The organism is Plantactinospora sonchi, assembly GCF_036422035.1.
Lineage (GTDB): Bacteria > Actinomycetota > Actinomycetes > Mycobacteriales > Micromonosporaceae > Plantactinospora > Plantactinospora sonchi.
The window spans coordinates 339,731-350,966 of sequence record NZ_JAZGQK010000003.1; the positions used below are offsets into that span (position 1 = coordinate 339,731).

At 69.9% G+C, this 11,236-nt stretch carries 13 protein-coding genes; 5 read left to right on the forward strand and 8 right to left on the reverse strand.

All coding sequences use genetic code 11. The features are described from left to right. The first annotated feature begins 14 nt into the window (after nucleotides 1-14). Together V1633_RS04945 and V1633_RS04950 are read left to right on the forward strand one after the other, a co-directional pair. Nucleotides 15-821 carry a hypothetical protein gene (locus tag V1633_RS04945; RefSeq protein WP_331212950.1) on the forward strand — a complete coding sequence of 269 codons (807 nt, stop codon included), beginning with the start codon at nucleotides 15-17 and terminating at the stop codon, nucleotides 819-821. Nucleotides 822-968: 147 nt separating this feature from the next. Further along, nucleotides 969-1,337 (forward strand): DUF6223 family protein, encoded by a 369-nt coding sequence (locus tag V1633_RS04950; RefSeq protein ID WP_331212951.1) that lies wholly within the window; start codon nucleotides 969-971, stop codon nucleotides 1,335-1,337. Nucleotides 1,338-1,350: 13 nt separating this feature from the next. Here the strand turns inward: V1633_RS04950 and V1633_RS04955 are convergent, their stop codons facing one another. The 6 genes from V1633_RS04955 to V1633_RS04985 form a co-directional block, all read right to left on the reverse strand. Then, on the reverse strand, nucleotides 1,351-2,013 hold the full coding sequence (locus V1633_RS04955; protein WP_331212952.1) for a response regulator transcription factor: 663 nt from the start codon (nucleotides 2,011-2,013) through the stop codon (nucleotides 1,351-1,353). Further along, a complete protein-coding gene (locus V1633_RS04960; protein WP_331212953.1) occupies nucleotides 2,010-3,194 on the reverse strand; it encodes a sensor histidine kinase in 1,185 nt (394 codons plus the stop codon). The genes V1633_RS04955 and V1633_RS04960 overlap by 4 nt, the downstream gene beginning before the upstream one ends. Nucleotides 3,195-3,311: 117 nt before the next feature. Continuing rightward, complete coding sequence (locus tag V1633_RS04965; RefSeq protein WP_331212954.1) at nucleotides 3,312-4,838, reverse strand: serine hydrolase; 1,527 nt, start codon at nucleotides 4,836-4,838, stop codon at nucleotides 3,312-3,314. Nucleotides 4,839-5,375: 537 nt separating this feature from the next. Next, nucleotides 5,376-5,603: a hypothetical protein gene (locus tag V1633_RS04970; RefSeq protein WP_331213150.1), complete on the reverse strand. Its 228-nt coding sequence runs from the start codon at nucleotides 5,601-5,603 to the stop codon at nucleotides 5,376-5,378. 368 nt (nucleotides 5,604-5,971) lie between these two features. Continuing rightward, nucleotides 5,972-6,169 (reverse strand): DUF397 domain-containing protein, encoded by a 198-nt coding sequence (locus tag V1633_RS04980; protein ID WP_331212955.1) that lies wholly within the window; start codon nucleotides 6,167-6,169, stop codon nucleotides 5,972-5,974. Next, nucleotides 6,160-6,963, reverse strand: coding sequence for a helix-turn-helix domain-containing protein (locus tag V1633_RS04985; RefSeq protein ID WP_331212956.1), 804 nt, complete (start codon nucleotides 6,961-6,963; stop codon nucleotides 6,160-6,162). The genes V1633_RS04980 and V1633_RS04985 overlap by 10 nt, the downstream gene beginning before the upstream one ends. 226 nt (nucleotides 6,964-7,189) lie before the next feature. On the opposite strand from V1633_RS04985, the gene V1633_RS04990 reads away from it, so the two are divergent. Together V1633_RS04990 and V1633_RS04995 are read left to right on the forward strand one after the other, a co-directional pair. Beyond that, nucleotides 7,190-7,495 (forward strand): hypothetical protein, encoded by a 306-nt coding sequence (locus V1633_RS04990; protein ID WP_331212957.1) that lies wholly within the window; start codon nucleotides 7,190-7,192, stop codon nucleotides 7,493-7,495. Continuing rightward, nucleotides 7,492-8,499: a hypothetical protein gene (locus tag V1633_RS04995; protein ID WP_331212958.1), complete on the forward strand. Its 1,008-nt coding sequence runs from the start codon at nucleotides 7,492-7,494 to the stop codon at nucleotides 8,497-8,499. The genes V1633_RS04990 and V1633_RS04995 overlap by 4 nt, the downstream gene beginning before the upstream one ends. Before the next feature lie 64 nt (nucleotides 8,500-8,563). On the opposite strand, the gene V1633_RS05000 is transcribed toward V1633_RS04995, so the two are convergent. Together V1633_RS05000 and V1633_RS05005 are read right to left on the reverse strand one after the other, a co-directional pair. Continuing rightward, on the reverse strand, nucleotides 8,564-9,382 hold the full coding sequence (locus V1633_RS05000) for an alpha/beta hydrolase (protein ID WP_331212959.1): 819 nt from the start codon (nucleotides 9,380-9,382) through the stop codon (nucleotides 8,564-8,566). A 64-nt stretch (nucleotides 9,383-9,446) separates the two neighbouring features. Next, nucleotides 9,447-10,109: a DUF4097 family beta strand repeat-containing protein gene (locus V1633_RS05005; RefSeq protein ID WP_331212960.1), complete on the reverse strand. Its 663-nt coding sequence runs from the start codon at nucleotides 10,107-10,109 to the stop codon at nucleotides 9,447-9,449. Nucleotides 10,110-10,345: 236 nt separating this feature from the next. Between V1633_RS05005 and V1633_RS05010 the strand changes: the two genes are divergently transcribed. Next, nucleotides 10,346-11,101 (forward strand): helix-turn-helix domain-containing protein, encoded by a 756-nt coding sequence (locus tag V1633_RS05010; RefSeq protein ID WP_331212961.1) that lies wholly within the window; start codon nucleotides 10,346-10,348, stop codon nucleotides 11,099-11,101. The last annotated feature ends 135 nt before the right edge of the window (nucleotides 11,102-11,236 follow it).

Consider the following 11,236-nt stretch of genomic DNA (forward strand, 5'->3'; position numbering starts at 1 on the left):
GAGGATGACAGAGCGTGCGGGTGACGATGGCGAGTGTCGCCGCGGGGAAGGTCGGCCGGGGCAACGAGGACTTTGTCGGTGCCGTACCCACGGCGGTGGTGCTCACCGACGGCGCCGGTGGGGTGGCCGGCGCCGAACTGGTCTGCCGGCACGACGTCGGCTGGTACGCCACCCGGCTCGGCACGGAACTGCTCACCCTCCTGCCCGGCAACGCCGATTCGACCCTTCCCGCACTGCTCGCCGAGGCGATCGGGCGGGTGACGGACGCCCACCGGGACACCTGCGACGTCACGGATCCGCGTAGCCCGTGGGCGGCGGTGGTGATGCTGCGCCGTGTCGGAGACCGGGTCGACCACCTGGTCCTCGGGGACGCGACGCTCGTCCTGGACCGGGTCGGCGGGCCGGTGGTGGTCACCGATCAGCGGGAGGCGACGGTCAGCCAGCCGTACGAGGAGACGCTGGCCACGCTTGTCGAGGGCAGTGCCGAGTACGACCAGGTGTATCGCGAGGCCGTCACCGTGGTCCGGGGCAGCCGCAACCGACCGGGCGGCTACTGGGTGGCCAAGGAGGATCCCCGGGCGGCGGCGCAGGCGTACACCGGAAGTTGTCCAATCGCCGAGCTGTCCGGTGCGGTGCTGCTCAGCAACGGGGCCAGCCGGATCGTGGACCGGTTCGGGCTCGCCGACTGGCCGCAGGTGTTGACGATCCTCGGATCGAGTGGGCCTGACGAGGTCATCCGGCGGGTCCGGGAGGCGGAGGCCCGGGACGCGGTCGCGGCGGATGACGCGACCATCGCCTACTGCACCGACCTGAACCCGTGAACCGGCCGGAGACAACCCCGGTGGTACGACGAGCGGCACAGCCGCAACCCGGGTGGTAGTCGATCTCGCAACTCCGGCATGACGACCGGTGACCACCCCGCTCCATACGCTCCCGCTGTACGTGTCGTACCAGCGGAAGGACCTCCAATGAATGTCCGTCACCTGTTCGTACCTGTTTCCGTCCAGCCGATCGCCGCCGAGGTCTACACCATGAGCGCCGGGCGGATCTGGGCCAGCGTGGCAGCTGTGCTCGGACTGGTCGGCGTGGTCGTCGCCGGGCTGGCGCTGGCCCGTCCCGCCAGTCGGATCGGCACCGGATCCGGCGGGCTCGGCGCCACCGTGGCGCTGGTGGCGGGGCTGACCGGGATGGCTCTCGGTGCGCTCGTCGTGGCCACCTCCGACAGTGGCATCGGCACCGGCAACGGGCGGGGCGGGGCGTACGTGGCCCTGGTGGTGGGGCTGATCGCGGTTGCCCTCGGTGGGCTGGCCCTGCTGCGCTCCCGACGCACCGCCTGACCCGAGGCCGTGCTCAGGAGCGGGTGAGCCAGCCGGGCACTGTCAGGCCGGACTCGTACGCGAGGATCACCAGCTGGGCCCGGTCCCGGACCTGCGTCTTGGTCATGATCCGGCTGACGTGTGTCTTCGCGGTGGCCGGGCTCAGCACCAGCCGTGCCGCGATCTGGTTGTTGGACAGCCCGGCGGCGACCAGCGCCATCACCTCACGCTCCCGCTCGGTGAGCGCGCTCAGCCGGGGTCCCGGGTCCGGGTGGGCGGCCCGGGCGCTGAACTCGGCGATCAGCCGGCGGGTGATCGACGGCGCGATCAGGGCGTCGCCCCGGGCGACCACCCGCACCCCGTGGATCAGCTCCGCCGGCTCGGTGTCCTTGACCAGGAAGCCGCTCGCGCCGGCCCGCAGGGCGCCGTAGACGTAGTCGTCCAGGTCGAACGTGGTCAGGATGATCACGTGGACGTCGGGGATCGTGGTGATCTCCCGGGTGGCGGCCAGGCCGTCCAGCCCTGGCATCCGGATGTCCATGAGTACGACGTCCGGGCGTAGTTGCCGGGCGAGCCGTACCGCTTCGGCGCCGTCGGCGGCTTCACCGACCACCTCGATGCCGTCCTCACCGTCGAGAATGGACCGGAAGCCGGCGCGTACCAGGGTCTGGTCGTCGGCGAGCAGCAGCCGGATCATCCGGTCGCCCCCGCCGTCCGCACCGGTTCCGTCGCTCCGGATGCCTCCGCCGCCTTCGCCGGTACCGGGCCGGATGGCAGCGGCAGCCGGGCGCGTACCCGGAAACCACCCTCCGGCCGTGGGCCCGTGGTCAGCGAGCCGCCCAGCGCCCGGGCCCGCTCGCCCATCCCGAGGATCCCGTTGCCGGGCGGCTCCGGTGCGGCGGTGCCGTCGTCCTCGACCTCCACCAGCAGCTCGTCGCGGTCGGCCCGGACCCGGACCACGGCGGCGGTCGCACCGGCGTGCCGGGTCACGTTGGTGAGCGCCTCCTGGACGATCCGGTACGCCGCCAGGTCGACCTCCGGTGGGAGCGCCGAGGCCCCGTCCAGCTCGGTGTGGATCACCAACCCGGACCGCTCGGCCATGCTGACCAGTTCGTCGAGGCGGCTCAGGCTGGGCGGGGGAGTGGTCGGCGCGTCGCCCTCCTGGCGGAGCATGCCCAGGGTGGTACGCAGCTCCCGCAGCGTCTCCCGGCTCGTCTGTTTGATCGCGGTCAGCGCCTGCGCGGACCGCTCGGGATCGGGCCGGTGCAGTGCGGCACTGGCCTGCACGTTGATCAGCGACAGGTGGTGGCCGAGTACGTCGTGCAGCTCGCGGGCGATGCGCAGCCGCTCCTCGGTGGCCCGGCGCCGGGCCTCCTCCTCGGTACGACGTTCGGCGGCGAGCGTCCGGGCTTCCGCCTCGGCGAGATAGGCCCGGCGGTTGCGGGTCACCCCGACGATGACGGCGACCAGCCAGCCGGCGTGCAACAGGGTCGCCCCGTTCGCGGTGTTCCGGTCGTAGCCGTCCGCGACCGCGAAGGCGACCACCGAGGCGAGACCGAGCCCGATCGCGACGGCGAGGTGTCCCTCGTCGACGACGGTGTAGAGCGCCACGACAAACACCAGCATGATCGAGCCTGGCCGGTGCAGCAGCATCCCGTAGGCGCTGACGGCGGCCAGCGCCACCAGACCCACGATCACCGGATGGCGGCGGCGCAGGTACAGCGCGGCGGCGGAGACCAGCACGACCGGGAGCGCCGCCCATTCGGCGGCGGTGTCGAGGCCGTCCGCCTGCACCAGGAGGCCGACCAGGGCGACCAGGCCGACGACGAGCACCAGGGCCGTGTTCGCGGCCCGTCCGTGCCACCGCCAGGTCAGCATGGGTCGAGCGTACCCATGGCGCGCGTCTGCCCGACCCGTCGAGATCCCGACCCGGCATCGGATGAGGGCAGCCGCGCCAACGCGGTGCAGCTACGGCACACCATGTACGAACAGGCGCTAGGTGTGCTTCGGCTGCGCCGGGTCAGGGGCACCGGCGCGCAGCCGCAGCAGGGCGACGCATCGTAGGCCGACGACGGCGACGCTCATGACGACGCCGCTGACAATCCAGACCACCAGTGGTATCCCGCCGACCATGATCTGAGGCCAGGTGATGGCCGGCCCGTTGAACACGGCGTCCACGATGGGTGGCAGCCACCAGAGTACGACCAGCGGGATTCCGTAAGGCAACAGCCGCAGGCAGAGCCGCCAGATGGGCCGATTACTCCTGTGTCGTGCCCACAGCCGGCTGCGGAGTGCCCCCCGAACGCCTGCGGCGATGGTGAGAAGCGTCATCCCGGCCAGAACCAGGTGGACGACCAGTGTGCTCTTCGAGCCGGGCTGTGGAGTTCCGCCCTCGATGAGGGTGATCAGTCCTTCGGTGATGACGCTGGTGTCGCTGACACCCAGGCCGATGCCGACGTTGGCCAGGACGGCGATGCCGTATCCGGTTTCCGGCAACAGTGTCTGGTTGGCTGTGAAGGTGAACCAGGCGCCGTCGTGGGTGAGTTCATTCCGGCCGTCGTCGGTGTTCGCGAACCAGCCCATCGCATATCCGGGTTCGGGTTTGGGCGGGGTGTGCAGCGCGTCGATCGCCTGCGGAGAGACGACCTGGGCGCCGTCCATGCTCTTTCCACGGTTGTTGTGGAGGACGAGCCATTGCGCCATGTCGTGCGCCGTACTCACGACCCCGTGGCTTCCGTTGACGAACTGTGCCGGTTCCGAACGGGCGACCGCCCGACCGTAGACGTAGGCATATCCCTTGGGTACGCCGTGAAGATCGCGGGTGTTGTTCAGGGTGACGCTGGAGGCCATCTTGAGTGGGCCGAACACGTGGCGGTTGAGGTAGTCGGTGAACGGCGTCTGCGCGACGACCTCAACGAGCCGAGCCGCGACGTGGTAGTGGGGGTTGTAGTAGCTCCAGCTTTCTCCCGGTGCTGTGGCCGGTTCGGCGCTCCGCAACCTTGTCACGCTTTCCTGCAGAGAGGCAGGCTGCGGCCCGCGCGCGTCGGGGAACGTCTGGTCGGACAGACCCGAGGTCTGGTTGAGCAACTGCCGGACGGTGATCGAGGCGGAGCGGGAACCCCGGGGGGCGAAGTCAGGTAGATACCGCTGCACCGGTGTGTCCAGTTCGAGCCTGCCCGCGTCCACGAGTTGCATGACGGCCAGGGCGGTGAACGACTTGCTGACCGATCCGACAGGGAACAACGAGTCCGCCGTGACCCGGTCGCCCGCCGAATTGTGCCCGTACCCCCGCAGGTAGACGACCTGGTCGCGGTGGGTGATGGCGATCGCCGCTCCGGGCAGGCCAGTGCTCTCCAGATGATCGGCCATGAAGCGATCGACAGCCGCGCCGTCCAGGACGGGGGCAGCCGAGGCGAGGCCGGGCGGGCAGAGGAAACCGATCAGAGCCGTGACGACCAGCAGGACCCCGTAACGCCACAGCCCGGCGAGAGAGGTTGTTTTTCGCGATGGTGAGGGAGACACGCGCACTCCAGGAGCCGGTGACGAGGATCCGCTGAACCGTAGGTTCGGGGCCCGCTACCGCACACTGGACGATCGAAGGGCGTCGTCCCTGTCTTTCGTCGGGCTGCGCCTGTTCACCGGCCGTCCGACGACTTCACCGGCCGTCCGACGACCCGCCCGGAGCGGCGTACTGGCCGTTGTGCGGACACCATCCACCTCGCCGCCCTAAACAGCTGGCTGTGACCGGCCTCGACACATTCCCCAGGTTTCGCCTCACCGAGCGTGAAGGTCGTTCGTAAGACCCATCCCTGGAACAGACGCTCTGACGAATCGGGGTGGGCTACGGGCCGTGGAAGACGGCTTGCCAGCGGTTCCGTCGATGGGTCACCTACGGCACCTGAGCCCGGCCACGGCCCAGGCCATCACCCTCGCCGGACTGGACGACGGCATCGACCGGGACGCCCAGGTCGACGGCACGATCGTGCACCCACCAACACGCCGCCCCGTTCGGCGTCACATGTCGGCGGGTACCCGAGGAACGTCAGTGTGTCGGCGGACTCACTCGGCGTCGGCGTCGGACGCCTCTCTGACCGGCGTCGCCGGGACCGGGACCCACAGCGCGTCGAGCCGACCGGTTTCCAGGTGCGCGAACTCGCCACCAGGTTCGACCATTGGCGTGCCGGGGTCACCATCGGTGACCAGCGCGTCCGGGAACAGCGCGCCGAGGGGCCGGGTGGGCAGTGCCTCGCTCGCGAGAGTGACGTCGTCGACCGGAAAGGTCACCATCGGCCGAACTGTAGCGCCTACAGCTACCCAGGCGGATCCGAGCGCTTCCGCCCTGCGGGCCCGGGACCCGTGCTGATGATCCATGAAACCGGCCTAGGTTCTGTTCCGCAGATTTTGTGGTCGGGAACGGCGCGTAGCCAGTCGAGGCTCTCGACCAGGTCGAGGGTGGCTTGGAAGTGGGCGCCGGGGTGTGGATTTTCGTGGTGAGCTCACCCCTCGGTCGGTCGGCGGCCTGCGCTGCCCCGCGAATCTTCCTGGCTGAGCCCCCCTTACGGGCACCGGTCGCGTCTTGGTGGGTACGAACGATCGTGGCGTCGACCTCGGCGTTCCAGTCGATACCGTCGACCAACTCGGCCAGGCCGCAGAACCTAGACGCTGTGCCGTCGGGCGACCCCGGTGACAAAGATCCGCCAGGCGTACGGGTCGAAGGTCAGCGCCGGACCGTGCGGGTCCTTGCTGTCGCGTACCGCGACCACGTCCGGCAGGTTGTCGGCGACCTCGACACAGTTGCCGCCACTGCTGTTGCTGCGGCTGCTCTTGCGCCAGGCGGCGCCGGTCAGCTCCATGTTTCGGCCACCTCCGTGATCAGGTCGAGTGACTGCTGGTGGGACAGCGCAACACTCCGGATGGTCTCCCAAATATCGATCATATGGTTCACAAACTCCGGGCGGTCGTCGACGTGACCGTGCCAGTGTCCCTCGAAATAGACCATCGGCTCGCCGTTGGGTGGGGTGGCCAGCACAAACGGACCGTCCAGCCCGGCGTAGGCGCCGACCGAGGCCGGCACCACGTGCAGGTTCACCTGCGGCACGCTGTTGCCGACCTTGACCAGGTGCAGCAGTTGCTCCCGCATCGTCTGCTGCCCGCCGAGCTGGCGACGCAGCACGTACTCGTCGAATACAAAGGTCAGCAGCGGTGGTTTGGTTCGACTCAGGATCTCCTGCCGGCCCAGCCGGGTCACCACCTGCTCCTCGATCTCGTCCGCCGAGAGCAGTCCCGGCCCGGAGAGCACCGCCCGGGCGTACTCCTCGGTCTGCAACAGGCCCGGCACATAGGTCGGCTCGAACGATCGCAGCGCCTTGGCCTCCTCCTCGACGCCGGCCCACTCCCGGAAGTACTGGACGATGGTTTCCCGGCTGATCCGCCGCTGGATCCGTTCGAACCGGCCGTCGGCCTCGAAGAGCACGTCACAGCGGCGGGCGAAGTCCAGGCTCGGGCGGCGCTCGCAGGTCTCTACCTTGGCCACCATCGGGGCCGAATAGTTGATCGCCTCGGCGACCGCCGCCTGCGACATGTTCCGGGCGGCCCGGGCCAGGCGTAACTCCTCGGCGAAGTGTTCGAGCATCGGTGAGTGGATCACTGACAGCCTCCATACCTCGTCGGTACAGGTGCGACAAAGCCGGATACGGGTGATTGGTGCGGCCGGAGAAGCTCCCCACAGTAGTGCCGTCCACAGCAGAGTGTCACTAGCGGGACCGCTCGGAGCCATGGCATCGGAAAGGACGGGCGGAACCGCGCGGGGGCCGTCGGGATTCCTTCCCCCACCCGGGACGGCCCCCGCTTCCACTTCTGAGGGAGGCACCCGGATGCGGCGGATCCACCACCCGGACTGGCGTCGGCTCTGGCGCTACTGCCGGTGCGGGGCACCCTGGGGCTGCCTCGACACCGTGCCACCCGGCTCGGCGGTCCTGGCGGCGTTGGACCGGCTTCTCAACGACGTCGCCCACGGTCACGCCGCTGACCACGGCACCGCCCACGGTCGCGCCGCTGACCGCCGTGCCGTCGACCACCGTGCCCGCCCGCCGAACCCCGGCCACTTCCGGCAGTCCGCTGAGCGTGGCCGGAGAGGCTCCGGGCAACCGCCCGACCAGGCGCGGGGGGTCGAGCGGTGACCGGCCCCGACGTACCCGGTGGTCGGGAGCATCTGCCTCGCCGACCGAACTGGCGGTGCCGGGTCTGCGGCACCGACTGGCCGTGTCTGGCCGCGCGGAGCCTGCTGCCGCTCGAATACCTGCGCGATCGGGTCGGGCTGTCGGTCTACCTGGCGACCATGTTGCAGGAGGCGATGACCGACCTGCACCGGCTCAACCCCGAGCTGGGCCCCGATCCGGCCCGGATGTACGCCCGCTTCCTCGGCTGGGCGGCCCCGCGACGGAACCCCGACCCGGCGGACGACGGTGCGACGCGCGGATACCGTACATCGATGGAGAACCCCGATCCGCACAGTGCCGAACCGACCGACGCCGAGCCCCAGCAGTTCATGCCGCTACCCCGGGACACCGGGGTCGACCACGCCGCCCTCACCCGGAGCATGGCCGAGCTGGTGGAACTGCTCGGAGGCGAACCGCTGCCCGACTCGGCGACCAGCAAGGAGTGGCGAATTCGGGCGTGGCAGACGCTACGGGCGTCGGCTGGCGAGCCGCCCCAGGAGGAGTGGTTCGTTCCGCTGGTCCGCGCCGGGGTCTACGAGCCGGATCCGAGTTTCAACGCGCGCTTCATCGGGCCCGCGGTGGCCTGGTTCGGTTCCCCGCGGGTACAGACCGTGCTGCTCGGATACCTGCGGACCGGCACCAACCAGGAGCGGGCCGGCGCCGCCCGGGCCTGGTACTGGAGCGAGCGGGCGGACCATCGCTACGTCGGCCCGTACACCCCGACCCAGGACGCCGAGGACGAGGACGCGTCGGAGAAGCGCCGCTGGGAGTGGCAGGAGACGGCGTTGCGGGAGTTCGTCGCGAACGACAACCTCGGCGTACGGGTGTGCATCCTCCCCGGGCTGGTCCTCAATCCGGCCAAACACCGCCCCGAGCTGCGTGATCTGGTGGCCGAGGCGGTACACATCGCCCGGACCTCCCCGAACGCGTACCTGCGGCACCGGGTCGGGGCCCAGCTCACCTGACCCGACCGACCCGGTGCCGCTGGTGGCGGAACATGCGGTTGTCGTCCACCCGCCGGCCGTGTCGTCAGCGCCGCCCGTGGTCGAGGGCGGCGACCTCGCGTACGGACTCGGCGACGGCCGCGAAGTCCTTCTTGAGGATCGCACCGTGGTTGCTGGCGACCTTCGCACCGAGCCGGATGTTCGGGTTGCGGGCGCACACCCCGTCGAGGCTGGTGCGGATCCGCTCCTGCTCGTCACCCTTGCTGCCGAGAGACGTCCCCGAGGCGACCACGTACCGCACCGGGACGGTGATGCCGTCCAGCACCGGCCCCAGCTCGCGCTCGCGGGAGAGCCGGCCGAGTTCGATGTTGCTTTCCGCCTGCTGCTCGGCGTTCATCCGAGGGGTCAGGCCGGTCGGGCGCAGCAGCGGCATGAACCAGTTCATCCGCCGGAACAGCTTGCGGATCCGCAGCTCCATGGCGTCGTCGAGCCAGTCGTGCGGGAACGCGCCGTCCACCAGGACCGCGCCCACGGCACGCTCCGGATTCCGTTCGGCCCAGTGCGCCGCGACGACCGCCCCGTAGGACCAGCCCACCACCAGCGCCCGGTCCACGCCCCGGGCGGCGAGGACGGCGTCGACATCCCGGACGGCGGCCTCGAAGGAGTAGTCCGCCGAACGCTTCGACTTCCGGCCACGGGCCCGTTCGTCGTACGTGATGTGCCGCCACCCCGTGCCCAGTTCGGCGATGACCCGTCGCCAGTACCCCTGGGTGGCGAACTGGCCGTTGAGGTAGACGACTGGGGTACCGGGACCGCCGGTGTCGGTGACGGCCAGGGCCGTGTCGTCGACCGGCACCATGCCGGTCCAGTTCGGAGTGGTCGGGGAGGTCTTGTTCGTCGTCATCTTTTCTTCCACCTGTTCGCGTCGAGGGGGTACGTCTTCTCCGGGCCCTGCGCCTGGATCTCGGTCAGAGGCTGCGGGCGGTGATGTCGCCGTGCTGGGTGGTGGCACGGATGTCGAGTTCGGTGGTGCCCTCGTTCCTGAGGGCGTTGCTGACGCGCCCGTAGCCGGTGCCGGCGTCCAGGGCGGCCGAGACGCCGGCGGCGGCGACGACCGAGATGTCGCCGGACTGGGTACGGAGGACGACCGTGCCGCGTACGGCTTCGGTGATCCGGATGTCGCCCCGTGTGGTGCTGATCTCCGCAGGCCCGTTCAGCCGGCCGACCTCGACGTCACCGTCGATCGCGGTCAGGCGGACACTCGCCACCTCGTCGATCTTGATCTGGCGGTACGCGCCCTCGAACGCGACGTCACCGAGACGGCCGACGCCACGGAGTTCGGAGCTGGCGGTCCTGGCCGTGACGCTTGAGCCGGCGGGCAGTCGGACGGTGACCTCCAGGGATCCGGAGGGGCCGAGGAGCGGATTCCCGGACTCGGTGTGGATCCGCAGAACCCCGTCGGTGTAGGTCACGCTGGTCTGCTCGGCGGTCTGGACGTCGCGGCGCTTGCCCGGGTTGGTGGGCAGGACCTCGACGGTGGTGTCGACGCGGTCGGCGGCGATGAACTGGAGGCGCCCGGCGGGGATGTCCAGGACGGCGGAGATCGGGGCGGGGGTGTCGAACGTCTGCATCGTGACTCTCCGGGGCTCGCTCGTTGTTTCTGACTTGCGAAACGCTACGTTGCTTTCTATTTGGCGGCAACAATGACGTTGCACCAAAGGGGCGTCCGTGCAGGTAGAAGAGCCAAAATCGTTGCAACAGCGATGAAAGCAATGCAACGGCGGTGGAGTAATCATTGCAATGGGTGAGAAGTGAACGCTATAGTCGGGGAGCCGGAACACCACGAGGGATCACCAGGGGGATCGCGATGCCGGGAGGCAGACTCAGTCAGCAGGAACGCCAGCAGATCGCGCTGGGGCTGGCCGACAGCCTCCCGTACGCCGAGATCGCCCGGCGCCTTGGCCGTCCGACCTCGACGGTCACCCGTGAGGTGATGCGCAACGGCGGCCCCACCGCCTACCGCGCCGACCTGGCCCACCGCGCCACCGAGCGCCGCGCCCACCGGCGCAGGCCCGCCTCTTCCCGGGGGGCGGAGTCGGCCCCTCACTCAGCCGGGCGCGATGCCGAGGCCGTGGCCGAGTACGAGGAGGCGCTCACCACCGTCCTCATGGCCTCCGGCCTGCCGAAGATGACGGCCCGGGTGCTGACCTGTCTGTTCACCGTCGACGCGGGCAGCCTCACCGCGTCCCAACTCGCCCAGCGACTCCAGGTCAGTCCGGCGTCCATCTCCAAGGCGATCGCCTTCCTGGAGGGTCAGAGCCTCGTCCGCCGGGAGCGCGACGAAGGTCGCCGCGACCGTTACGTCGTCGACGACGAACTCTTCTACCAGGCGACGATCGCCGGCGCCCGATCCAACGACCAGCTTGTCGAAACCGCCCGCCGGGGGGTCGCCATCCTCGGCCCCGGCACCCCCGCTGCCCACCGTCTGGAGAGCATCGCCCGCTTTCTCGACTTCATCAGCGAGAGCATCCTCCGCGCCGCCGAACAGGCCCGCGAGGTACTCCACACCACACCCGGGACGGCCGCAGCGGACGCCACCCGGCCAGGTCCGGGCCACGGGTAGGCGGCCGCCCCGACCGGCATCGCCGCGAGGCGGGGTGGGCGCTCGACCGACTCGGTGACGGCCGGGTGGGGAATGGGCCGCGCGGGCGGCATCCTGCGCTTCTCCGTCTCATAATTTACGAATTAATCTTGACAT